The sequence below is a fragment of the Roseobacter fucihabitans genome (assembly GCF_014337925.2).
GTDB classification, from domain to species: domain Bacteria; phylum Pseudomonadota; class Alphaproteobacteria; order Rhodobacterales; family Rhodobacteraceae; genus Roseobacter; species Roseobacter fucihabitans.
Genome location: NZ_CP143423.1, coordinates 1,326,145 through 1,349,362, shown reverse-complemented (window position 1 = coordinate 1,349,362; position 23,218 = coordinate 1,326,145). Strand labels below are relative to the sequence as shown.

The window sequence follows — 23,218 nt, the reverse complement described above, 5'->3', positions numbered from 1 at the left end:
GCCCCCCCTATCCTGCCGTAATCTCGGCAATCAGCGCGTCGACACGGGTCAACCACGCCACCTGCGCCTCATGGCGCAGGACGACTTTCAGAAACTCGATGTTCTTCCGGATCGCCCGAGAGTCACCATGAGCCCCGCCGCGCATCCACGCTTTGCGGTACGTCTGGTCGATCCGCACGAACAGCGCATCCTGCGCCTCCGGACCGGCCAGAAGACCGCGCAGCATGTCGACCTCGGCAGGCAAGGCGGCAGTCCAGAACTTGGGACGCCGTGTCTCGTCGCTTCTGTTCTCGGCCAGAAGTCTGTCGAAGAGCGTCTCGAAGGACTGACCGTCCACGTCCGCCAAGCCGAGTGCGATATGGCCCACCAACAGGTTGAATGTCGGATTGGGTTTGAGGCGATCTGGCCGCCCCTCGGCCGCGATCTCCTGCGCGGCGCGATAATAACTGATCATCTCCTTCAGCGCGTTCTGTCGCGTCGCGCCCGGCCGATAACACATAGCCTTTCGCTTGCAGATCGATCCCTTAAGCTTCTCCCGACGCTCAGTCTTGTCGCCTAGAGCCACGTCATACCGCGCCAGCGTCTTCAGCGCAGCGACCGTCGTCTCCTTCAGGGCCTCCCTCAGCGCCTCCGACCTCTCCCGAGCAACGTCGCGTTCGTCCTTCGGTGCCGTCTTCACCGCCACATCAGCACTCAGCCAGTCGTCGGTCGCAGCGTGCACCTTCAGGACTTCAAGAAGCTCCAGCGTATAGATCGAAACGTGAGAGCCGGAATTGGCCCGCGCATCCTCCAGAAGCTCGATAGCAGGGGCGAAAACGTTGAGCCGGCCATAGGCCTGCCCCATTGCCTCACACCATCTGGCATTTCCTCGCCACCCCGGGTCGGAGGAGTCCATCAGCTCATCGAGCTCCGCGATGAGATCGTCGCGGCTGCGATGCGGGCTGTTCACGTCGCGGGCAATGTTGATCGCGGCTTTTTGGGCGTGATCAGCGGAATAGAAGGTGCGCCCCTTGCGCGACCCAGCGTCTTCTTCGCGTCCCTCGTTGAACTGGTAGTTGGGATCGCCGTAGCACTGATATGCGCCCCAGGTGTTCGTGTCGGGATAGGTGTCGAAGACTGCGCGGCGGGCGTAGAAAACGGCGTCGCCGAAACGGTTGCTCGCGAACATGCTCTCGTAGAACTCCTTCGCGAACAACTCAGCCGCCTTGTCATCCACAGCCCAGCCTGCCGCAATCACCGCGCGTACGCCTTTGTCAATCAGCGTTCGGCTTAGGTCCGCCGCGATCGGGCCGTTGTCGTCGTGCTTCTCGTCGATCCGGCCCAAGTGACAGCAGTTTAGGAAGACGAACTCCGGCGTCGCCTCCATTCCCTTAAGGGAGGCCGAGGTTAGGTTGATCCCGTCCGACAGCACTAGCCCCGCCTTCACGGCGCCTTCCTTCGCCTCGAAGACCCCGTGGGTGGCGAAATGCATGATCTTGTACTCAGACCGCATGACATGGGTGTGGACCTCCACTGCGTCCCGAGTCCCGACCAGGGGCGTGACCTCGAACTGGCCGGATCCTTCCAGCAAATCCACCACCAGATTGGCCTCTGCCCTGGCGCCGTCCAACTGGCTGAGGCCGGTGTTCTCCGGATCGCCCACGACCAACGCCTTGCGACCGCGCACGCGTGGGACTACGCGTCCCGACGACACAAGTTGCCGCAGAACGGGTGTACGCACGACGAGGGGGCGGAACTCCTTGCTGCCCAAGCTCTGGTAGAGGCCTTCGCCGAAAACGCTGACGGCATCCTCCATCAACTCCCAGGGATACTTCGCGGTGCTTCCGTCGACGATAAGTTGGATCTTCTGGTCGTTCTGCGCGAACGCCTTAAGATCCAGCGGCACCATGAGCTGGAACAGAAGCCGCCCCAGATCGCGGTTGGTCGCGGTCCCTTCCCGGCTTTCCTTCAGGAGCTTGTCGATCACGGTCATATCGACATCCGCGTGGTTGAAAGTCGCCTTCGCTCCATTGGCGATCACCGTGAATTCCAGCGCGTCCCGGTCCTTGGCGTGGGTGGCACTGATCCGCTGCCAGTCGCTGATCTCCAGCCCGTAATCCATCCGCAGCATCGCCCCGTCGCCGGCCGTGATGCGCCTGTCGAAGGTGAACGCTTCCGAGAGTGGCCCTGTCCGGCAGGCGGAGTCGATTGCACTCGCTGCCCTGTAGGCGGTATCCTCGAACATCTCCACGAACTCGATATGGGCCACGGGAGTCGCGTCGAGCGTCAGGTTCGCGTCGGCCACGGCTTCCAAAATGGCCTGCACTGATTGCTGGACGGTCATATTGGCGCCCTTGTGACCGATAATGAGGGTAGTGAGCTGGATCGGCTCCATCTCCTCGATCCGGGACCCGCTTTCGACGGCCCGGCGGCGAAGAGTCAGGACATAACGCAAGACCGCCCGGTTAATCGTGACCAGCAGTTTGCCGGGTGTGAGTTCGCCAAACTGGTCGAGGCCCGCAATCACCGCTCCTTTCGGAATGCAGTCATCACGGAGGATGACCTCGCAAGTCTCCAGCTTGCCGGGATAGAGGTTTAGCTCGCGCACCTCGGTCATGGCATTGTCGAGGCACCCGTCCAGCGCCGCCTCGGCACCGTCGATGGCGTCACCGTGGTAGTGCCCGACTAGGACGGGGCTCTGCGAAAAGCGTAGATCGCCGTGGCGCATGGTGATCGTGGTCTTGCGAGCAGGAGCGTCTGCCTCCGTGCCCTTCGGCGCGTCGGCGCCGATGAAGCTGTCCAGCACATCCTCGCCGCGCGGAAATACCTCAATCTGCGCGTCGTGCAAAGCGGCCGTGTCCTCTAATTCTCTCCGCGTGCGCACAGGTTTGGTTCGCGACAGTGCACTCGTTCGGCCCGTAGCCAGAAGCTCGACTAGTGCCGGGAAGGCCGGCTTCGTCCGCGCAAGGTCACCGTGGATCGCGTCCATGAAATAGGGCTTTACTCCTGACGGAATGCCCGTTTCCCAAGTCACCGTCCCGTCGCCTTCAGGCGTGCCGAGGAAAACCACACGGTCCTGCCCCTTCGCCGTCTGATCGACGCGGATGCGGGATCGCGTCAGTTCCTGTCCCACCCCGGCCACGTAACACACCACGTCCGGGTCGAGGCGCTGCGAGGCGAAGATTGCGTGGGCCGCGCGCGCGTCCGCGAAGACAACCTCCGGGGGCACGACCCAGTCGTCGCCATGCAACCGGTGCAGATCGACCCACGTCTCTCGCTTCAGGTAGTGGCCCCCTGCATCCGAGGGCAAAAGTTGCGCGGGCCCTGGCATGCTTGTAATGGTCCCCAACAGCTCCACCATCGATTGGGTCACATCGAGAAGCTCAAGCTGCCGGATCGACTTCGCCCGACCCATCAGCGTGTGCACCATCGAGAACGCGCCGCCGTTAGGTGTGCCGAGCATAACGAACCGGCTGCCCGGGCGCCGCCGGATCTCCGCCCAGAGCGCCGGATGAGCATCGATAAACGCCCGCACCACAAGCCCACCCATCGAGTGGGCGAGGAACCGGATCGGCTTGTCGGTCTGTGCCAGCGCGGCGCGCACCTCCGCGGCCAGCCGATTCGCCGTTTCGCGGACATCCAGCCGCCAGTCATAGGGGAAGAGGATGGTGTCATGACTCCGGGAGAGGAATCGTGCTAGATTGCCGTAGTAACGATCCATCATCACGTCCGGCGTAACGTCGCTGCCCGGCATCCTCAGGCGTCTAAGGCCACCCGTTGCCATGCGAACCGGGTTCGACCAGATCCATTTTCCCTTGTGGTCCAAATGCGTGCCCATCACGCCCGGCAGGAAGAAACAGACCGGCAAAGTGCCGGCATGCCGTGCCCGTGAAACGGCGATCCCGCGCGGCACAGCCTCGACCCACAGCGACTCGCCCGCGCCTTCGGCCACTGGCAACTCCTGCGCCGCCGTGCGGATTGCGCGTCGCCCCTCCTTGTCGCGAAAGTATCCGAAATGCGTGATTTCCGCCGACGTGATTTGCTTAACTACCGGAAGCGTGCTCCGCCTCAGCCCAAGCGTCATCGACGGTGTGTTGACCACGAAGTCGTTGTCGCTTTCGAAAAACAGATCGATCGCGAGGTTGCGCAAACGCTGAAACATCCCCCGGCCCTCGTTGTCGCCGGCAATGACATGCAGGGTGCCCGAGGACAGCGCATCAGGCCGATTGACCAACTTGATGAGTGCTGATTGGGGCATCATCGCCTCAAGCCCCGGAAGGCGGCTCTCCTTCGCCTTAACGAAGCCAAGAAGGTAGGCCTTCAAAAGCGAATAGCCGACCGATGCGCGAAGCGCCGGCACTAGTTCTAACGCGTTCAGCGCGATGGACAGCGCACGGTCCAGCCGCCGTGAGGCCAGCGTCGTGCCGCCCAGAGGCCCGCCAATCCGGATTACCCGCTCGACCACCATCGCGCAGTCCCGCAGCGCAGCGTCGAGCCTATCGAGAAGGTCGGTTTTCTCGCCCGCCGCTATCAGGATTTCCCGGTCCGTGTCGTCGTAGGGCGGCCCTTCCACGGGCGCGCCTGTCTCAAGGTCGAACCGCGCACCTCGAGCCAAAAGCTCCGCCACCAGTCCGCCGCGCGAGTGCGACAGAAGCGACACCCGTGCCCCCTTAGGAAGGGACTCCACAAGGTCAATCGCGTTCTGCAACGGGCTTTCCGTGACTGTGCGGTGCTCCAGCGCATAGATTCCCCCTGGAAATGCCGATTGGAGGAAGGACCAAAGGTCGGGCTGGTCCTCGGACCCTTCAGCCAGATCGCCGAAACTGCCGACGGTGGACGAAAACGTCCCATGCACCAAGACGAGCATAGGTTCCGCCGCATCGACCGCGCCGAAATCTGGGGGAGACAGTACGATCCTCGGATGCAGCCCGCTGTCATCCAGAGTGCAGCGATGCAGGCCGAGGTCCAGTTTCCCCTCAATATGCCGCGCAACCGTATATGCGGTCAACTCCCCTGCCCCGCCCGTGACCTCCAACTTGAGGACCTTGACGCCCTCGACAGCATAGCCCGCCCAGTCCCACGTCCGCGGCCCATCGCCCAGTCTCAGGGTACGCGGCACCAGAAGCGCCTGGTCAATTATGGAGCGCTCGCCGGACGCGAAGTCTGTCCGGGTGTCAGCGACCGACTGCCAGAGCTTCAACCCGCCTTCCAGCCGGATCTCCACAATATCATCGTCGTCCAGATCGGCGACGTCTGTTCTGGCGCTCGATACCCCGCGCGCACTAGGCTGATCGACCCGGGTTTCTACAACCCCAGTGACATGGATCAGGTCGTCCAGAGGCTCAGGAAGAGTGTCGGACGATGCGGAGTAGACCAATTCTCCGGGCAGAACGGACAACGCCATGGCAATCTATGCCTCCAAGGAAAATCTTTCGTTCATATTAATCTCGAACTTCGTGTCGCGCGGTGAGGACCGTATCGGCGCCAGATGATTTTTGCGCCACTCATCGCTCTCTGTGCAGAAGACCGCATTGGGCCTGCGTTTGTCAAATCCGGAGCCGCAACGACTTTTCCACGACGATCTGTTCAACCTCGGCCAACGGACTGATTCTGCTACCGCTCTGCGACTAGCGAATACCGTCAATTCGTCGGTCGGCATCGATTACCTGATGTGTCGAGACTCGACACTTGCCGCCATGCACCTTGTCTTGCCAGATTACTGATTCCCTTCCCTGGTCGCCACAACTCGCGGCTTCCAGACCTTGATAGAGCGGCGCTCTCCCTGCAATCCCAATGAAGCCATGGGTCTTTATGCCTCCGATTTCATGTCATAACGGAACTGGAATCCACATTAATTCTGACTCTGTGGGGAATTTCAGAAACACAAAGATCAAGGGAACTCTCCGTAGAGCTCCGATGCAATGAGCGCCCAGTCGTATAGCGGTATTTGACATCACCCCAACTATGTCCCCACCACCTTGTTGACTAGGCGCTCCGATATCCCGGAAATAAGGGTCCTTACTTCAGAAACAAATGGTGCCGGGCAAATTATAACGTCTACATAGTCTCGAAACTTCTTACTCGTTAAAAGGCTGCCTATCACTAGATAACATTGTCCAATATCAACGCCTTCACTAGGATCACCATAAATCTCCGACACCTTTAGGAGAGACTTGGCCTTACTCATGCGTGCACTGTCTATGCGGTTCTCGAGCTCATCATTGTCAAAATGCAATTCTCCCTCCATGGGAACACCCAGAAAACTTGGCGCGAGCGATCTGGTAATTCGCCATTCCATCTGAGAATAGTAATACATACTGGTGCCGAGAGAACTTGAGTCCGCATTCTGAAACAAGCCAACGATGAGATCTATTGCTTCGACTAATTGCCAAAGTGGCCGCTTATCAGTTTGCAAGCATTCAAGGACAGGTCTGATTTGTTCGGGCGAGAGCATTTCTCTCTTGCGATGAAGTATAGAAAGTCGCTCAACCGGTTGGTACAAAAGTTCAATTCCAGCTTCCTTAAAGAAGGGTTGAACTTTTTGGTATTCGGACGTAGTTGGGTTATCGGCGAGGTCTTGCTTCGCCTCCAGAAGCGTTAGTTGAGACAAAAGCTCCCGAATCTCAAGCAGTGCGTGCAAATTGGCAGAGCTTAAGGGATAGCTTCCCTTAGAGGGGTCCGGCCCATAATAGTAGGTCACTGGGCACATTTCGAAGTCTCTTGATGCGACCGGGTTTAGTCCAAAACCCCACCTGCCAAATACGTCTAGGTGTGAGTGACGAAGAAATTGATTTGGCTCTGCTAAATTATCAATTGTCGAGAACGTGAAGCATGCCCGAGACTGCAGTATCGTGGCTGCTGGTGCGCTCTCTTGTTCGCTTCCTGGAAGCCGAGCCACCGATACCGTCTCTGGTGTCAGCAACAACCCATCCGAAAGTGTTGAACAAAGAATTTCCAATCCAACTTCATCACGTTTTGATCTCTGTGCATAGTCAAGAAATTCATCCCCGTCCATCTTGCCGAGAACGCCATACCTGCTTGGAAAGCAATGGAACAGATATGGGTCATTGGACCTCATCTTACCGCACAGCCGAGAGAGAATTGGGGTTGTCGCTCTGTAGCCTGCGCAGCACTGCAGTTATGCAAAACACTTGATGGGCCCTGTAAAGCAAGCTCGACTGCGACGTAGGTTCGGCCGCGTACTGTACTCGTGTAATGAAAGCGTTCCGCTGCCCTTCCACCAGTCGCCAAGTAAAGCGAGCGGGCAGGCCTGAGCACACAAGCTCTCCGTTTAGTGCTTGCATCACAAAAAAGGACTCTAAGTCAGCGTTTAACCAGGTATTGTCCACAATGCGTCCAGCAGGTTCTTGAGTATGGCCAAGTTGCGTGTTGATTCTATTTCTAAGAATTTCTGCGGTATCACCCTCTCTGTTGGATACAAATGGTGGAGTGTCAAAATCAACGAGGCGAAACATAGAAGCAAAATACTCGTTGTCTAACTCTTGGGCGATCCAATCAACGCGAGCTTCCCGTCCGTAGTAGATCTCTAGTGGGTAAAAGCTTGTTGGAACAAGACCTGCCCTGGTAAGTGCACGACGAACAAATTCCACTCGCCCATCCCGAGCGTTTCCAGGGAGAGAAAAAGCAATAAGCCGATGGTTTTGAACAAATTCTAACAGGCGTTCGAAATTTTCAGGTGGAATGGAGACTTCAGCGCAATCAGCATTACCAATCTTTATACAATAACTGTCGACTCCAAAAAAATACCATGTTCGATTTCTATTTACAGAAACTTGTGCAGGCGGCACCGCTTCCCCTGAAGAGCTTGCGAAACCAGCTATCCCCTGCATAATTACTCCTCGGGATATTTCCAGTAGGTCTCCTTCACCGTCAAATAGTCTTAAGGCGTTTGTCACGTCACTTGCACCAAACTCACCTGGAATTGAGCGACTTATAGATAAAGTTGTGTAATTCTGTGCGTACGCAAAAATAGATAGTAGAACAAAGAACGCTGAAAGTAAGAAAAGTCGCGGTGCCATGTAATACTCCAGAATGTGTGTTTTCAGTTATCGCGCCCTTAAACTAACTGCCAATCACCGTGACCGTGTCCCTCATGACGCTGTGGGTTGATCCCCGATTGTGGTCTCCATTGAAATCCTCCAACTTTTCGCACACATTTTCAAGGTTCATGAACCGGTGGGCGGACAGGCATTCCGCCCGCTTCCAACTCTTGAATGCCTTCTTGACGGCTTCATCCGTCGGCACTCTACTGCGTGGGGACAAGAAATTTAAGCCGCGCCGGCAGTTTTCACTTGGCAGCAAAACACTAATATTGCTCTCTTATTTAGATGGGTTTAGCGGACGGTTCCGACGCTTAGCGTAACCGTGCTGAACGACCTGAGTGCCTGCGATGCCGCTGCGCCGTTCGCGCAGATGGCTAGCACGTTCTATTGTTCTGCCTCGGCCGCACCCATCGTACTCACCATCCAACCGCACCTCAAACACCGGCAAGTGCCCGGTTTCCCTGTCGTTTCGCGCCGTGCAATTTCATGCGCATCCGTTCAGATGCAGCATGACGCTCGCGTGCGCCATGTTCGAGCGGGATGTTGGCGGTCTTGCAGCCTATCTCATCGAGGAAACTCACAGGCCAAAGATCGTCTTGAACTCGCGCGGCCTGAACAGGCTCCTTGGTGACCAAAGTCTTGTCGCAGATGCTATACAAAGTGACGGCGCGAATAGTGCGAGCACCGTACCAGCTGTTGTGCCGTTTCTCGATACCGTTTTTGCAGTCCACCTCACTTTCGTAGTCATCGATCAGAACACTGTGCAGCGGGTCTTCGGAGATCACTTTCGGCAAAATGCGCGTCCTTCCTCTCCTTCGAACAAGATCCTCGGAGGTGCTAAAATCAACGGTTTTACGTAGTCAAAACTGTTTGTTTGATGCGAGACAGCAGGATTGAGCGCAAAGCAATTTTTTTGTGCCGAAAGTCTGGCGCGGCAGGTTTTGGCTGAGCCAATTTCGTCGACATTTTTGGAGACGCGCTTGAGTGCCAATGACGGCCCGCCGCTCCACTTAGTCCGTCCCATATGTTTGAAGTGTGTGTCGTTCCAATTCTTTTGCCAGCAGACGCGGACTTCGTCGACAGTCCGCCAGAACGCGAGATTTTACGATCAAAAAGTGAACACAAAGGGCACACGCCGACCTGCAATCTATTGATTTTTATAACGTATCCGTCCAATCCATCATCGGAGCCACGGATAATCTGCTACTTACGCCAATCTGCGATTTTACCGCCTTTTCAAATACTTAGCCCCAAGTTTTCAAGTTCGTCTATGTTCGATATCTTGCCATTTAGGCCCATTATCTGGTATATTTACGACACGTGTTTTAAAATGAAAGGCCCTGTTGTAAATCATGGGAACCATCACAAAACGTCGTCGCAAGAATGGCACCATAGCTTGACTCGCTCAAATCTCAGTGATGCGGCAAGGTAAAATCTTACTTCGCGAAAGTCAGACATTCGAGCGCAGATCAACTGCTGCGGCATGGATCGAAAATCGCGAAGAAAGTCTTGCACGACCCGGTGCCTTTGATGAGCTCAAAACTCGACCGAAAAGTAAGAAGACACCGACCTTGGCCGATGCCATCGATAGGTATGTCCAAGAAAGCAACAAACAGATCGGCCGGACCAAGACCCAGGTTCTGAAGAGCATCAAGACGTTTGATATCGCGGACAAGGTAGTGCCCGCCATATGCCCCATGGCGGGTCCCGGCGACAACGCCCTCAAGAACCAAACCCTCGGCGTTTTCATGACAGCAGCAATGCTCAAGCCCATTACCGTTCCAATCTTGCCACCGCACCACAGCCATATCTTCATCTCCGACGCTAAGAATACTGCTTCATCAGTGTAGCGGTCCAGAATGGCAGTAAATATCCGTATGGCAAGCATTCGATACGACGCACAATCGAGTCGGCTTCAGGTATTGAAACGGACACGCCATCGACCGGTGCGTTCGGCATCGCGGTCATTATAGGCCGTCACAGCCGCCGGGAGATCAATATTGTATCCTTCATGATCTTCGCCAAGTGCGGTCAGACGCATGGTGTACCACGCCGTGATGCCACCTTCGGGTGGCGCGTCAAAGCGGGGTAAGGTGATGTCACCTTGCTGTGCGAAACCTGCGGGCTGCCAGCGGCGCGGTAAATCCGGATCAAGCACGAGGCTGCGCGCCAGGCCAACGACATCGGCTTTGCCGCTGACAACCGCCTCAATGGCCTGCGCGCGGGTTTTGAAGCCGCCCGTCACCATGAGGGGGACGCGTGTTTTGCCGCGCGCAGATGCTGCGAAGTCAAGAAAGTAAGCACCTGACCCCGTTGCGTCAGAGGCAGATACTGCTCCGGGAAAATATGTGCCGCCGCTGATATCGATCAGGTCTACTGATGTGCCATCCAGCGCCGCTACCACCGCCAGTGAATCCTCAGTTCGCAGACCACCCTCAAGCTGATCCGTTGAGTTCACCTTGACCCCAACCGGGAAAGACGGCCCTACCGCGCCTCGAACGGCATCAATGACCTCAAACAAAAGGCGCATACGGTTGGTGATGGGCCCACCATAGGCATCCGTGCGTTTATTGAACAGCGGAGACAGAAATTGGCTGAGCAGGAAACCATGAGCCGCGTGAATTTCCACGCCGCCAAACCCAAGATCCCGTGCAAGACGCGCAGTCTTCGCGAACATATCGGGCAGCATGGCAATTTCCCCACCGCTCAGGGCATCACATTTCAACCCCGGCAGATAAAGCGCGCTTGGCCCTTTTGGGGTGCCGATTGGGGGATGGGTCATCGCACCGGCATGCCCCAGTTGCAGCCAAAGCTGCGTTGCGTCTCCCGCGCCTCTTTGTGCGAGCTTGCGAAAGGCATCCAGATTTGCATCTTCGGTCAAAACCAGATTGCCCGGTTTTTCTGCGAAGTTTGGATGTCCCTGAACCTCGCCAATGATCGACAAGGCGACCCCGCCCTCGGCCCAACGTTCGTACAGCCGCATCTGTGCCGTGGTCGGATTGCCTATCCCGTCGCCAAGCGAATCCGACATTGCCGCTTTGGCCAGACGGTTGGGCAAGACCACTCCACATGGCAACTCTAGCGGGGTGAAAAGTGGGGCAGCATCAAGGCTCATGTTTTGTCTTTCTGATCGGTTGGCGAAAGGTCCGGCATTCTATAGCGCAGAAGCGAGGATTTGACGATTGAGGTACGCGTCTCTGCCCCCTCATACAGCGGGAGCAGAATACCATCCAGCTCCCCGACGTTCATCAGACCCTGTCGCAGGCAATGAAACCGGGCTCATCACGGATCATTTGCTCAACGATATGCACCTGCCTTGAACGCGATTTGATGCGCGCAATTGCCTCCAGCGTATAGCCAAGGGCGGCTGGATCGATGCGCAAGGTGAACCCTTCGATCACGCCAGTGTCGCGCAGGCGGCGTATCCGTTCACCAACTGCGGGGCCTCACAGATCAACCAACGCGCCGATCTCGGACAATGTGGCACGCCCGTCTGCATCAAGGGCTGCGATGATTTGGCGGTCGGTTTTGTCGAGTGATTTTGCCATGAAAGCCCGTCCTGCTCTTTACGTTCATTCCGAAAATATATTGGGCTTTTTGCTTGCGGTATCGCCGATACAACCAGGGATTCAGGGATTCAGGGATTCAGGGATTCAGGGATTAAATTGCCGCTCAGCTCAAATTTCAAGGGAAACGAGAATGCACATTCAAAGTATTGCCGCTTTTAGTTACGAAGATGAAGAGGGTAACCCCGCAGGTGTTGTCCTGCTTGACGCGCCACCGGCAGAGGCAAGATGGCGCGCATCGCCGCCGAAGTCGGGTATTCTGAGACCGCCTTTGCCGTGCCGGCCAAAGACAATGGCTGGAGGGTGCGCTATTTCTCGCCCGAATCCGAAGTGCCGTTTTGCGGGCATGCGAGCATCGCACTTGGCGCGGCCTTGGGGCAGCGACAGGGTGCAGGCATCTTCGCGCTGAAACTGAACGACGCCGAGATTACCGTTGAAGCTCGCGAAAGCAGTGACGGTATGACTGTGACCCTCGCATCGCCGTCCAAGCACAGCAGCCAGGCCAGTGCTGAGGAATGCGATGATGCGCTGGCGCTGTTGGGTTTCACCCGCGTCGATCTTGATGACCGGTTGCCTCCCGCCCGTATTCAGGGTGGCGCGGACCACTTTGTCTTGGCGTTGAAAGATCGCGCGCGCCTTGCGGTAATGGCGTATGATTTGGATGTCGGGCGCAAAGTCATGCGGCAGCATGCGCTGGTCACGATTATGCTGGTGCATATCGCCGATGATCAGCTTTTTGATGGCGTCACGCGTTTGCCTCTGGTGGGGCTCTCGAAGGCCCCGCGAACGGTGCTACCGCCGCCGGTTTTTGCAGGTTATTTGCGCGATGCAGGGTGGCCTCATGGGAGTGCTTTCACGATCCGGCAAGGCGACGATATGGGGGCACCTTCGAACATTTACGTAGCGCTGAGCGATACCCTTGGGTCTTCGATCCGCGTGTTCGGTACGGCGTGTCATATCACACTCTGATGCTTCGGGTTTACGAACCGAGTTCCTTGATTTCGCGCTGGATGGACCGCTCGATCAGCTCAGACCAAATCGTTCGGGCGAGGGCTGGATCCATCCCTTGATCAGCCGCAGCGGCGCTGACCCTGTCCAAAACCTCCGCTACACGGTCGGTGGTGCGGGCGGGCAAGCCTTCGACTATCTTCAGGTCCACGGCGCGGTCAATGTAGTCTGATCTTATTGCCAACACTTCGATCAGCTTGACGTCGATCGTGTCTATTTGAACCCCTAGCTCAGCCATTGAGCGGCAGTTCTTGGGCGGTAAAAGTGTTTCCATTTGGGGCTCCTTTTCGAAATGTTTTAGGCGCCCAGCAGGGTACGGAGGTGCGAGACGGCGCGGCTTGATCGGTCGGCGATAAAGGTCTTGGATGGCACGGGCAGGCGACCGATGACGCGTCGGATTTGCTGATCCCCTAGCAAAAGGTCAAGATAAAGCCCAACGGCCTCACCGGAGTGGTCAAAGTGCAACTTTCCCTCATCTTTGGCACGCAGCAAGACTTGCTCAAGCAAAGGAAACACGGCTTCACGCCCTGCCCTTGACAACGTCGCGCCCAACTCGCCGCTGCTGTCAGCGGCAGCCGCCCTGTTTAGGGCAACCGACCTGTCACCGGTCAGAAGCGTCAACAGTTTCGGTCCCAGTGCGCTAAGGATCGACAAGGCGTCATTGTCGGATTTCAATTCGGCTTGCAGATGCGTTTTTACCTCATCCGCGTTACGCGTGACCAAGGCTTGAAACAGCCCCTGTTTGCCGCCGTACCAGTTGTAAAGTGTCTCGTTGGATGCCTTTGCCTGCTTGGCGATATCAAGCATCGATGTGCCGCTGTACCCCTTGGCTTCAAGGACCTGGTAGGCGGCGTTTTCGATCTGTTGCTGGCGTTGCGTCCGTTTTTCTTCGCGCAAAACTATTGTCCTCCGACTTGTTGACAGTAACCGTAACTCAAATTACGAATAAATACCACCGTAATAGAAAGTACGCTTTTGGAGGCTTCAAAATGACCCATAACGAACGGCACGTAGCGGCAGCATTCTCCACCCTAATTCTGCTTCAACTGATCATGCTGTCAGCGCATTACGCAGGAATCGAACCGCACCCGCCTGTCGCCACACCTCTTTTCGGGATCGCGCCTTTTCTGGGGGCCTCGATGTCTATTGCTTTGTCGACCACCTCTATGCAGCCCCTCGCGACAGTCACTGGTAGAACCTTAGCAATGCTGGCTGCCACCCTGGCCCTCGTTTCCTTCGGGCCGCAAAAGCACTTCGACGCACAATTTGGTCTGATCTGGCCTGCAGTTATTCTCGGCCAACTCGCGGCTGCAGTCATATTCTTCCAAGTGATTGGTGTGATACGTGTTGGGCGTGCCCTCCACCACGGGAAGTGCATCAATATCGATATCCTTCAAAGCTTTCAGCGCAGCGGGCCGCAGAGCATCGCCAGCGATATCAGCAACCCTATCCGACAGATCGCGCACGCGACCTGATGTGTCGAGCAAGCCCGGCTTTTCGGCCCCGGGTGCGCCATAGCGGAGAAGTTTCATGGGTTTTTCTTACCTTCAAATAGTGAAAGATTTCGCCAGTCTGGCCTGCCTGCCTTACCTGCCTGCGGCGGCCCAAAGACTCCCACGGCGGATGATTTCGGTAACTTGCGGAACCTTGAGGTCGTCCAGTTCGTGGCCGATGGAGCAATAGAACACCCGCCCCTTGTCCCAGCGGCGCGTCCATACCACCGGGATCACAGTGCCTTCGATCCACCACAGATGATCACCGGAGAAAGTCGTGGTGGCCAGCACCTGGTTTGAGGGGTCCACCAGCATGTAATATTGCTCCGACGTCAGTCGAAAGCTCCCGATGCCTTGCACAATCGGATCGTGCGGCTTGCAGATCGTGACATCATAATCGATGTAATCTTCGCGCGGCTGAAGATTATCCGGCCAACCGGGGGGATGAGCGACAAACTGGCCGCCAATCAGAAAATGATAGGTGGGGCGGTCACGAAAGGCGTCCCCCATATGCCCGTGCCAGCCCGCGATCCCGCAGCCATCCCCAATAAGCTTCAGCAGACCGTCTTCCTGCTGTTTGGTCATATTGCCAAACTCTTCACGGTGACCGGAGCGCGCGGAGGACCAGATCGGTGTGATCAGGTCGACATCTGCCAAATCGGCGGGCCGTTCCAGGGGTTCCATTGTATCGTAGACATCGACGTTGAACCCGCTGTCTTCCAACAGGACCTTGTACCAGTCGGCAAAGGCCGTGGGTGCATGGCCTTCCCAACCACCGACAAAGAGAACCGCTTTCATGTTGCGCCCTTTCGCATGTATTTTCGCATGTAGTTCAGCATCGACGCCATATCGCGTGACCCGTAGCCGCTGGCTTCTGCAGAGCGCAGCAGCGCGAGCGTCTCGCGTCCCTGAGGCAGGGCGACGCCAAGTTGGTCTGCCAGATCTGCTGTTACCTGCATATCCTTGCGGGCCAGCGCCACAGTGAACGTCACCTCATGTGCGGCCTCATCCAGATAGAGCGGGCGGCGGTATTTCAGCATCGGCGCTGCGGCTGCGCTGGATTCGATGACATCGAACGCGGTCTTTGTGGAAATGCCTGCGGCCTCAACCAGTGTCAGCGCTTCGGAGACCGTTTGGTTCAGGCCGTGGATCAACGCATTGATCGAGAGTTTCATGACCGCACCGGCGCCAAGGCTACCGAGGCATATGGTCTGCTTGCTCATCGCATCAAAGATCGGCATGTGCGGCATGGCGCTTTCCTGGGTGCATCCGGCCATCACGAGCAGTTGCGCGCCCGCGGCCGCTTGCGTCGCGCCTGACACCGGTGCGTCGATAATCGTGACCTCGGGCGGGGCGGATTGCGCCAAGGCTTTGATGTGATCCGGGCTCATCGTGCCCATCTCGATCACGGTGCGCATGCCATCAGCCGCGAATATCCCATCCGTGCCGAAATGCACGGCTTGCGACGAGAGGTCATCGGCCAACATAGTGACGATAACATCCGAAGCTTCTGCGAGCGCACGCGGCGTGGCGGCAAGGCTGCATCCCGTTTGTTCAACCAGCGCCTGCGCCTTGTTCTGCGTCCTGTTCCAAACGGATAAGGCAAATCCAGCCCTCGCGAGATTATGCGCCATGGGCACACCCATCCGGCCCAGCCCTGCAAAACCGATGCGCATCAGGCAGCCTGACCGGGTGTAATGCCGGAAATCGCTTGAATGAGGTTATCCTCGGTGACCTCCTCAGAGGTAAAGGTGCGCATGATCTGCCCCGAATACATGGCGACGATCCGGTCAGAAACGTGCAGCACCTCCGGCATTTCGGAACTGATCACCATCACCGCGTAGCCCTGGGCCGCCAGTTCGCGCAGCAGCTTGTGTATCTCGGATTTGCTGCCCACGTCGATCCCACGTGTCGGCTCATCCACGATCAGCACGTTGGGGTGCATCGACAGCCACTTACCGATCACGATCTTTTGCTGATTACCGCCCGACAGGTTGCCGGCCTGCTGTTTCCAGCCCGGTGTGCGGATATCCAGCCGGTCGCGATACTGGTCAAAGATCGCAATTTCTGCGCCCTCTGCCACGAACGGCCCCGCCTTCAGGTCGTCGACCTGCGGCAGGGTCATGTTATCGCGGCAATTCATGCCCAACACCAACCCCTGTCCTTTGCGGTCTTCGGGCACCAGCGAAATGCCGCGTGCGATGGCGTCGGCGGGGGAGGTGATACGCACCTCTTCGCCGTTAAGCAAAATCTGCCCTGCCGACGGATCGCGCAGACCAAAAAGCGTCTCAGCGATTTCCGTGCGGCCCGCGCCCACCAGTCCGTAAAAGCCGACCACCTCGCCCCGACGGACCTCGAAACTGATATCCCTGTAGAGTTTGCCGCAGCTCAGGCCGCGCACATCCAGCGCCACATCGCCAAGATCGTGATGTGCGGCATTGCGGCTGAGGTCGAGCTTTCGCCCGATCATCATCTGGGTGACGGATTCCTCGTTTGACTCACTGGTGTTCACCGTGCCCTGATACTGCCCGTCGCGCAGTACACTGATGCGGTCGGTGATCTTGAAGATCTCTTCCATCCGGTGGGAAATATAGATGATCCCGACGCCATCGGCCTTGAGGTCGGCAATCACATCGAACAGCACCGACTTTTCAGCGTCAGTCAGCGATGCGGTGGGCTCATCGAAAATCACCGCCTTGGCATCCACGGTCAAAGCTCGGGCGATTTCAACCATTTGCTGGTTCGCAATAGATAGATCGCCTACCCGCGTCGCGGCATCAAAGCCGACGTTGAGTTTCTGCAGGATCGTGTTCGTGTTGTCTGCCAATCTGGGCCAGTCAACGCGGCCAAAGCTCTTGCGAGGAAGCTCGCCAAGGTAAATGTTTTCGGCCACGCTGAGCTCTTCGGCAAGGCTGAGCTCTTGGTGGATAAAGACGATGCCTTTCGCCTTGGCCTCCAGCGGACCGGCCATGACGGCCTTGGCATCACCCATGTAAATGTCGCCCTCATCGGGTTGATAAATGCCGCCCAGCACCTTCATCAATGTCGATTTACCCGCACCGTTTTCCCCCATAAGCGCGTGCACCTCACCCGGCATGACGGAAAAAGACACCCCATCGAGCGCACGCACGCCAGGAAAGGTTTTGACGATACCTTCGAGGCGGAGAACCGAATCCGTCATACCTTCAACTCCTCTTTGCCTTTTACATTCAATTGGCGATCCAGGATCAGCACGACGATCAGGATCAGACCAATCACAAGGTTCACGGTTGAGGTGTCCGCGCCGATATGGCCCAGCCCCTTGCGTAGCAGCTGGATGGCGATGACACCGCCAAAGGTGCCGATTACACTGCCTGCGCCACCGGTGATCTTCGTGCCACCAAGTACAACCGCCGTGATCACCCAAAGCTCGTAGAGTTGGCCATCGTTGGGGTTCACCGAGCCGCTTTCCGAGTAAAACACCACAGCCGATAGCGCCGCCAGAAAGCCAATGATGGCGAAGTTGATCATAATGTGCGGACCAACCCTGATGCCTGCGTTCACCGCCGCCTCGCGGTTGTCTCCGATGGCGTAGGCGTTGCGGCCATGTACAGTCTTGGTCATCAAGAACCAGATCGCAACTGTTACCACCAGCAAGAACCAGGATGCCGTTGCAAGCCCCAGAAACTCGGCCTCGGCAAAATCAACGAGGGTCCAGTTTAAATGGCTGGTCGGCTGTTCCCCGTTGAACATGAAAACGATGCCGCGATAGCCCAGCATAGCGCCGAGCGTGACGATAAAAGCGTCAACTCCTGTCTTCCACACAATCAGGCCGTTGATCGCACCGAGCACGGTGCCCACCGCCAGTGCCAGCAACCAGGACACCGGAATAACCCAGTCCCCAAGTCCTGCGAAAATCGGCCAGGTCATGCTGTCCAGCAACACGATTGCCGCGATGGCATAGGTCGCACCAACGCTGAGGTCGATATTTCCGTTGACCATCACAATGGTCATGCCAATGGCGATGATCCCGATCGGGGCGGACTGCTTGAGCAGCAACAGCATATTTTCCCAATCCATGAAGGCTTTGTCCGACAGAGACAGGAATTCACCTGCAATGCTGAAGAAAATCAGCTCCAGCACGATGAACCCCCAGATCGCGCCGCTTTTCAGAGCTTTGGACAGTGTTCCCGGTTTCATGACATCCTCCTCACGCGATTGGTGACCAAAGCTTGCCGCGCTTGGCCGCGATATCGAGCCAGACAGCAAGGATGATGATGACCCAGGTCACAATGAACTGGACGTAGAATTGCAGCCCTATGAGCAACAGACCGTTCTGGATGAAGCCCAGGATCAAGACGCCGATAACGGTCTTGAAGATCGTGCCGGACCCGCCAAGCAGGGATGCACCGCCCAGTATCACGGCGGCCAATACCTCAAGCTCCAGCCCCTGCCCTACGGTGTTTTGCGAGCCCAGCGACCGGCTGGCCTGAATGAGGCCGGCCGTGGCCACGCAGGCCGCCGACATGACGTAGCACAAGAAGACGGTCCGCGCGCGGCGAATACCCGAGAAGGTGGCGGCTGTGCCATTGCCCCCTACGGCATAGACCTTGCGCCCAAAGGGTGTTTTTGACAGCATCAGACCCAGAAACGCAGCCAGCGCAACAAAGATCAGTATGGGCACCGGAATACCAAGGGCGGTGCCCTGCCCGAACACGCTGAACCACGTTCCTTCCTTGTCGGCGATATCCATGTTCTTACCACCCGAATAGGTCAGCGTCAGCCCATGGATGGCCGAGAGCATGCCAAGCGTGACAATCAGAGAATTGAGCTTGAGATACCCCACCAGAAACCCGATAAATGCTCCCAGAGCGAGCGTCATGGCAAACATGGCCAGAATCGCCATAGCGGGTCCGATCTTGTCGTGCAGATCCAGCACCACGATTGTCGAGAACGACATCATCGACCCAACGGACAGGTCGAGATTACCGCTGATGACCACAAAGGTCACGCCCAGCGCCATGACCCCCAGAATGGCCGAAGAGCGCACCACACTCAGAATATTGTCCGGAGTAAGGAACTTTGGATTGGCGATGGTAAAGGCGATCATGAAGGCCACAAAGGCGATCAAGATGCCTTGCTTGGCCAGAACGTTCCCGACCTGCTGTTTGGTTACTGTCGCCATGGTCCCCTCCCTAAGGTTGCTGGCCTCGCGCTTTGCGCAACGTAGTGCCGGTGCTTCAGTTGTCAGACCAATGTCATGCCACCATCAATCATGACGATCTGACCGGTCATGTAGTCGCTGTCGCGTGATGCGAGAAACGTCGTTGTCCCGGTGATGTCCAAGGGCGTGGCCACACGCCCTTTCAATATCTCTGCCGAGAATTCTTCCATAGCCTGCCCCGGACGGTCTGCCGCACCAATCGCCATCAGGTCCTGATCGACCTGGTCCCACATCTCGGTCGCTACCACACCGGGCGCAAAACCCGTGACGGTAATGTTATGTTTCGCCAGATCGCGCGCAGCGGATTGCGTTAACGACACCACTGCGAATTTCGAAGCGCAATAGGGCGCGACGTTGTCAAACCCTTGGCGGCTGGCGATGGAGGCCGTGTTGATAATCTTGCCACCGCCCCCCTGGGCGATCATTTGTCGGGCGGCCTCCTGCATGCCGATCAGGCAGCCAAGACCATTGACGCCCATGATGAAATCCCAATTGTCTTCGGTCACATCAAGGAAGTTCATCGGTTTGTTAACGCCGACATTGTTGAACTTGACATCGAGGCGACCAAAGGTGCCCACGGTGTGTGCGATCATTGCGCGGACCTGATCCCGATCCGTAACATCGACCTTGCAGGACGTCACGCTGCCTGCCTGCCCGTTCAACCGACTACGGTTGATCTTGGCCACTTCGGCGGCCTTGACTGCGTTGATATCGGCAAAGCAGACCTTTGCGCCCTCGTCCAAAAGTGCCTCGCCAATCGCGCGTCCTATCCCTTGCGCGGCACCTGTCACGATGCAAACTCGATCAGCGACAGGTCCCATTGCTCGCCCTCCCTTGCATGTCTTTTTGATTAGAAAACGCGGGGAACGGCCATGCCGCGCCCCGCGTCCGGGAGGAGCCTTAGAAGACAGGCTTGGTGTAGTCGCCCATGTTGTCCTGTGTGATCTTTGGCGTGTCGAAGTAGTTCAGGAACGGCACGTCTTTACCGCTCAGCACGTCCATTGCGGTTTTCAGAGCGGCTTCGGCGTCATCAACTGGCGACTGATAAATCGAACCCCAGTACTCTCCTGCAGCCATCGCCTCGTAACCCACGGCAAAGTTCGTGGCACCTACAAAGACAATGCCATCGCGGCCCGCGGCCTTGGCAGCATTAAGCGCCCCAACACCCATGTTGTCATCCCCGGCATAGACGCCGTCGATGTCGTCATATTTAACGAGGAAAGCTTCCATCACCTGCTGGGATTTCTCACGGTTCCAGTCACCTGGTTGCGTGTCGACTATCGTTACGTTCGGGCAGACTTCGGGTAGGCGATCCTCAAAACCCTTGGCGCGCTCGATAGCCGTGGTGTAGCCAGGCTGTCCAGTGATGTGCACAACCTGCGCTTCGTTCTCGATACCCACATCCTTGAACTTGTCGCACATGATCTCCGCAGAACGCGCACCCTGTGTGATATTGTCAGGACCGGAGAAAGATTTGACGAAATCAAAACCTGCCTCGGCGATGTTCGAGTTGGTCACGATGACCGGAATTCCGGCTTGATGCGCCTTACGGACTGCTGGGATAACCGCTTCACCGTTTGTCGGCCAGATAATGATTGCATCAACCTCTTGCTGGATCAGGTCCTCCATCTGGGCGATCTGACGGGCAACATCGCCGCCGGCGTCCAAGACAACGCTTTCAATCTTGTCGTTGCCTTCGGCTGCGGCGATGAACGCCTTCTCATATGTGGTCTGATAGCTGTCAACGCCCACATTGTTCTGCGTAATCCCGATTTTCATGACTGAATGACCGTCTGCAAAAGCGGCGCCCGCAAAGGCGATGGCAGTCGATGCAATAAGTGTTGTGCGAAGTGTCATTTGGGTCTCCTCCCCCGTGGCTTTGTACCAAATGCCTTTTTCAGGGCATTTGCTTATCGACCGGTCGCTCCGGCGATCATGCCATAGCTTGGCGGCATTGTTTTGTTCAAACTGCAGGAATTTTATCCATTTCGGATAAATAAATGTTCATTGTGAACTTTTATTGCCTACGCTGGGGCATCCAAAATGAACAATGCTGGAGCAGCTACCGTGAGAAACAAACGTATACCCAAACATGATACAAAAACAGAGGTTTCGCGGGGCGATGACAGACAAAGGCCTGCACACCCAATGAACGCCATGCACCGACAATCATCCAGCACGCAAACGGCGCTCCCGGTTCAAACCGACGCGTTGATCGCCCTGTCTTTCCTCGAAGGTTTCAGTGATGAACTTGAGTCCACTTTGGATATTATCGCGGCCAATGCGCATTTGCGCATGGTGGTGCATCTGCTGCGTGGCCATTTTGAGGCGCGTACGATCACACCCACCTCCTTGATCGGGGCCAGCCACGTGCCCTACGCCACGGCAACGCGCAGACTGAAGGATATGATCGACAACGGCCTCATAGAACAACGGCCCCGCACCAAATCGGGCAAGACGTTTTCGATGCATCCCAGCGACAAATTGCTCGAACAGTGGATGCAACTGTCCGGGCGTCTGCGCCGATTGGCAGAAACCGAATTCGGCGGCGCTGCGCAAACCGAAGAGGCGCAAGATTACTATTTCGGCGGCAGCTATAAGGCCGCGCAATCCATTCCGCCCTTGCGGGTGTTACCTGAACCTCTCAAGCTGCCCGGTGGCCTGAAAGTACTCGTGCACAGCGATCCGACCTTCATGGTCATGGACCGCCTGAAACGTCAGTTCGAACAGGTGATCGGCACCGATATTTCACAACGCGCCTTTTCAATTGATCGGCTCCGCGACGAGGCGCTTCGCAATTCCGAACGCGCCACCAGCCGCTATGATATCATTGCAGTGGATTTGCCGTGGATCGGCGAATTTGCCACCAAGAACGTGCTGATGCCGCTCGATCAGGTGATGGATGTGAACCAGCTTGATCCGGCGGATTTTCATACCGCTGGCTGGAAGGCGACGCATTGGGGCGCGCGCGCCTATGCCGTTCCCGCGCAGACCACACCTGAATTGTTGTTTTATCGCCGCGACATGTTTGCACAGGCCGGGCTTGAACCGCCCGCGACGACGGACAAACTGCTGGAGGCCGCAAAGCAGCTGCATGCACCACAGCGCGGGCGTTATGGTATTGCCTGGAACGCAGCACGCGGCACGGCTCTGGGTCATACCGTATTGATGACATTAGCCGATTTCGGTCAGCCCGTGCTTGATTTGCCCGCGATCGCAGGCGGCTTTGATACCGATCATTTGGCGAAAGGTGGTTACCGCGCGACCATTGACACCGAAGCCGGCTTGCGCGCCGCCGAATTTCTTTTGGACCTGCTGCGCTATTCGCCGCCCGACATCCTATCCATGTCTTGGTATGAGCGCATCCGTCCTTATGCCGAGGGCAGCATCGCCATGGCCTACGGATACACCCTGCTGGCTCCCTATTTCGAGCTTGATGAAAGCTCTCCGGCGCATGGGCAAACGGCTTATCTGCCGCATCCTGCAGGTCCCGGCGGCAGTCAGATCGCGCCGGTTGGGGGATATGTAATGGGCATCCCGGCCAATCTCGCCTCTGATCGCATTCCGGCGGCGGTCGAAGCGTTGCGGGTCTTCACCTCGCCCGAGGCGCAAAAGCTCTATGTGCAAAATGGCAGCCGCACCAATGCCCGCTACTCGGTGGGCTCTGATCCGGACGTACGCCGCACATCCTCGATTTTCGAAGTGATGGACGCGATGTCATGGCGTGACAAGCTTCAGTTCTGGCCGCGCCCGCCCGTGCCTGAAATCGGTGGCATCATCCAGATTTGTGGCGAGGAATTTCACGACATGCTGCGCGGGATCACCTCCCCGCGCGACGCTTTGCGCATGGCTCAGTCCCGGGCTGATGCGTTGATTCGATCAAACGGGACACCTTAATTTCTGGGA

At 57.0% G+C, this 23,218-nt stretch carries 20 protein-coding genes; 4 read left to right on the top strand and 16 right to left on the bottom strand.

Annotation, left to right across the window (positions count from 1 at the left end):
* Positions 1–7: 7 nt before the first annotated feature.
* From ROLI_RS06735 to ROLI_RS06720, 4 genes are all read right to left on the bottom strand, one after another.
* Complete coding sequence (locus ROLI_RS06735) at positions 8–5,383, bottom strand: CHAT domain-containing protein (RefSeq protein ID WP_187431193.1); 5,376 nt, start codon at positions 5,381–5,383, stop codon at positions 8–10.
* 558 nt (positions 5,384–5,941) lie between these two features.
* Positions 5,942–6,994 (bottom strand): hypothetical protein, encoded by a 1,053-nt coding sequence (locus tag ROLI_RS06730; RefSeq protein WP_187431194.1) that lies wholly within the window; start codon positions 6,992–6,994, stop codon positions 5,942–5,944.
* A gap of 64 nt (positions 6,995–7,058) precedes the next feature.
* Positions 7,059–8,018: a hypothetical protein gene (locus tag ROLI_RS06725; RefSeq protein WP_187431195.1), complete on the bottom strand. Its 960-nt coding sequence runs from the start codon at positions 8,016–8,018 to the stop codon at positions 7,059–7,061.
* 458 nt (positions 8,019–8,476) lie between these two features.
* Positions 8,477–8,836: a hypothetical protein gene (locus ROLI_RS06720; RefSeq protein ID WP_187431196.1), complete on the bottom strand. Its 360-nt coding sequence runs from the start codon at positions 8,834–8,836 to the stop codon at positions 8,477–8,479.
* Between the two features lie 777 nt (positions 8,837–9,613).
* Between ROLI_RS06720 and ROLI_RS06715 the strand changes: the two genes are divergently transcribed.
* Positions 9,614–9,892, top strand: coding sequence for a hypothetical protein (locus tag ROLI_RS06715; protein WP_222869609.1), 279 nt, complete (start codon positions 9,614–9,616; stop codon positions 9,890–9,892).
* 65 nt (positions 9,893–9,957) lie between these two features.
* Here ROLI_RS06715 and ROLI_RS06710 read toward each other — a convergent pair whose 3' ends face one another.
* The 3 genes from ROLI_RS06710 to ROLI_RS06700 form a co-directional block, all read right to left on the bottom strand.
* Positions 9,958–11,157: an NADH:flavin oxidoreductase/NADH oxidase family protein gene (locus ROLI_RS06710; protein ID WP_187431199.1), complete on the bottom strand. Its 1,200-nt coding sequence runs from the start codon at positions 11,155–11,157 to the stop codon at positions 9,958–9,960.
* Positions 11,158–11,290: 133 nt separating this feature from the next.
* Positions 11,291–11,425 (bottom strand): hypothetical protein, encoded by a 135-nt coding sequence (locus tag ROLI_RS06705; RefSeq protein ID WP_262386589.1) that lies wholly within the window; start codon positions 11,423–11,425, stop codon positions 11,291–11,293.
* 63 nt (positions 11,426–11,488) lie between these two features.
* Positions 11,489–11,590, bottom strand: coding sequence for an AsnC family protein (locus ROLI_RS06700; RefSeq protein WP_222869610.1), 102 nt, complete (start codon positions 11,588–11,590; stop codon positions 11,489–11,491).
* A 246-nt stretch (positions 11,591–11,836) separates the two neighbouring features.
* On the opposite strand from ROLI_RS06700, the gene ROLI_RS06695 reads away from it, so the two are divergent.
* A complete protein-coding gene (locus ROLI_RS06695; protein WP_222869611.1) occupies positions 11,837–12,577 on the top strand; it encodes a PhzF family phenazine biosynthesis protein in 741 nt (246 codons plus the stop codon).
* 10 nt (positions 12,578–12,587) lie between these two features.
* On the opposite strand, the gene ROLI_RS06690 is transcribed toward ROLI_RS06695, so the two are convergent.
* Together ROLI_RS06690 and ROLI_RS06685 are read right to left on the bottom strand one after the other, a co-directional pair.
* Positions 12,588–12,890: a chorismate mutase gene (locus tag ROLI_RS06690; RefSeq protein WP_187431200.1), complete on the bottom strand. Its 303-nt coding sequence runs from the start codon at positions 12,888–12,890 to the stop codon at positions 12,588–12,590.
* Positions 12,891–12,913: 23 nt separating this feature from the next.
* A complete protein-coding gene (locus tag ROLI_RS06685) occupies positions 12,914–13,513 on the bottom strand; it encodes a TetR/AcrR family transcriptional regulator (protein WP_187431201.1) in 600 nt (199 codons plus the stop codon).
* Between the two features lie 92 nt (positions 13,514–13,605).
* Between ROLI_RS06685 and ROLI_RS06680 the strand changes: the two genes are divergently transcribed.
* On the top strand, positions 13,606–14,091 hold the full coding sequence (locus ROLI_RS06680; RefSeq protein WP_187431202.1) for a hypothetical protein: 486 nt from the start codon (positions 13,606–13,608) through the stop codon (positions 14,089–14,091).
* A 111-nt stretch (positions 14,092–14,202) separates the two neighbouring features.
* On the opposite strand, the gene ROLI_RS06675 is transcribed toward ROLI_RS06680, so the two are convergent.
* From ROLI_RS06675 to ROLI_RS06645, 7 genes are all read right to left on the bottom strand, one after another.
* Positions 14,203–14,907 carry a ThuA domain-containing protein gene (locus tag ROLI_RS06675; protein WP_187431203.1) on the bottom strand — a complete coding sequence of 235 codons (705 nt, stop codon included), beginning with the start codon at positions 14,905–14,907 and terminating at the stop codon, positions 14,203–14,205.
* Entirely contained in the window at positions 14,904–15,785 is an 882-nt protein-coding gene (locus tag ROLI_RS06670; protein ID WP_187431204.1) for an NAD(P)-dependent oxidoreductase, read from the bottom strand. The genes ROLI_RS06675 and ROLI_RS06670 overlap by 4 nt, the downstream gene beginning before the upstream one ends.
* Positions 15,785–17,290: a sugar ABC transporter ATP-binding protein gene (locus ROLI_RS06665; RefSeq protein WP_187431205.1), complete on the bottom strand. Its 1,506-nt coding sequence runs from the start codon at positions 17,288–17,290 to the stop codon at positions 15,785–15,787. The genes ROLI_RS06670 and ROLI_RS06665 overlap by 1 nt, the downstream gene beginning before the upstream one ends.
* Positions 17,287–18,288, bottom strand: coding sequence for an ABC transporter permease (locus tag ROLI_RS06660; RefSeq protein WP_187431206.1), 1,002 nt, complete (start codon positions 18,286–18,288; stop codon positions 17,287–17,289). Before ROLI_RS06660 ends, ROLI_RS06665 begins: the two co-directional genes overlap by 4 nt.
* 10 nt (positions 18,289–18,298) lie before the next feature.
* The gene (locus ROLI_RS06655) at positions 18,299–19,273 is read right to left on the bottom strand and encodes an ABC transporter permease (RefSeq protein WP_187431207.1); all 975 of its coding nucleotides are present in this window, start codon (positions 19,271–19,273) and stop codon (positions 18,299–18,301) included.
* A 62-nt stretch (positions 19,274–19,335) separates the two neighbouring features.
* Entirely contained in the window at positions 19,336–20,133 is a 798-nt protein-coding gene (locus ROLI_RS06650) for an SDR family oxidoreductase (RefSeq protein WP_187431208.1), read from the bottom strand.
* 79 nt (positions 20,134–20,212) lie between these two features.
* Positions 20,213–21,169: a sugar ABC transporter substrate-binding protein gene (locus tag ROLI_RS06645; RefSeq protein ID WP_187431209.1), complete on the bottom strand. Its 957-nt coding sequence runs from the start codon at positions 21,167–21,169 to the stop codon at positions 20,213–20,215.
* A 291-nt stretch (positions 21,170–21,460) separates the two neighbouring features.
* Here ROLI_RS06645 and ROLI_RS06640 point away from each other — a divergent pair, with 291 nt between their 5' ends.
* The gene (locus ROLI_RS06640; protein WP_187431210.1) at positions 21,461–23,209 is read left to right on the top strand and encodes an ABC transporter substrate-binding protein; all 1,749 of its coding nucleotides are present in this window, start codon (positions 21,461–21,463) and stop codon (positions 23,207–23,209) included.
* The last annotated feature ends 9 nt before the right edge of the window (positions 23,210–23,218 follow it).

What these genes read in the sequence shown, in the direction of transcription:
- ROLI_RS06675 (WP_187431203.1), bottom strand. Translation starts at nt 14,907, where the DNA reads ATGAAAGCGGTTCTCTTTGTCGGTGGTTGGGAAGGCCATGCACCCACG.
- ROLI_RS06655 (WP_187431207.1), bottom strand. Translation starts at nt 19,273, where the DNA reads ATGGCGACAGTAACCAAACAGCAGGTCGGGAACGTTCTGGCCAAGCAA.
- ROLI_RS06725 (WP_187431195.1), bottom strand. Translation starts at nt 8,018, where the DNA reads ATGGCACCGCGACTTTTCTTACTTTCAGCGTTCTTTGTTCTACTATCT.
- ROLI_RS06640 (WP_187431210.1), top strand. Translation starts at nt 21,461, where the DNA reads ATGAACGCCATGCACCGACAATCATCCAGCACGCAAACGGCGCTCCCG.
- ROLI_RS06650 (WP_187431208.1), bottom strand. Translation starts at nt 20,133, where the DNA reads ATGGGACCTGTCGCTGATCGAGTTTGCATCGTGACAGGTGCCGCGCAA.
- ROLI_RS06670 (WP_187431204.1), bottom strand. Translation starts at nt 15,785, where the DNA reads ATGCGCATCGGTTTTGCAGGGCTGGGCCGGATGGGTGTGCCCATGGCG.
- ROLI_RS06730 (WP_187431194.1), bottom strand. Translation starts at nt 6,994, where the DNA reads ATGGACGGGGATGAATTTCTTGACTATGCACAGAGATCAAAACGTGAT.
- ROLI_RS06700 (WP_222869610.1), bottom strand. Translation starts at nt 11,590, where the DNA reads ATGGCAAAATCACTCGACAAAACCGACCGCCAAATCATCGCAGCCCTT.
- ROLI_RS06735 (WP_187431193.1), bottom strand. Translation starts at nt 5,383, where the DNA reads ATGGCGTTGTCCGTTCTGCCCGGAGAATTGGTCTACTCCGCATCGTCC.
- ROLI_RS06665 (WP_187431205.1), bottom strand. Translation starts at nt 17,290, where the DNA reads ATGACGGATTCGGTTCTCCGCCTCGAAGGTATCGTCAAAACCTTTCCT.
- ROLI_RS06645 (WP_187431209.1), bottom strand. Translation starts at nt 21,169, where the DNA reads ATGACACTTCGCACAACACTTATTGCATCGACTGCCATCGCCTTTGCG.
- ROLI_RS06695 (WP_222869611.1), top strand. Translation starts at nt 11,837, where the DNA reads ATGGCGCGCATCGCCGCCGAAGTCGGGTATTCTGAGACCGCCTTTGCC.
- ROLI_RS06690 (WP_187431200.1), bottom strand. Translation starts at nt 12,890, where the DNA reads ATGGAAACACTTTTACCGCCCAAGAACTGCCGCTCAATGGCTGAGCTA.
- ROLI_RS06710 (WP_187431199.1), bottom strand. Translation starts at nt 11,157, where the DNA reads ATGAGCCTTGATGCTGCCCCACTTTTCACCCCGCTAGAGTTGCCATGT.
- ROLI_RS06660 (WP_187431206.1), bottom strand. Translation starts at nt 18,288, where the DNA reads ATGAAACCGGGAACACTGTCCAAAGCTCTGAAAAGCGGCGCGATCTGG.
- ROLI_RS06680 (WP_187431202.1), top strand. Translation starts at nt 13,606, where the DNA reads ATGACCCATAACGAACGGCACGTAGCGGCAGCATTCTCCACCCTAATT.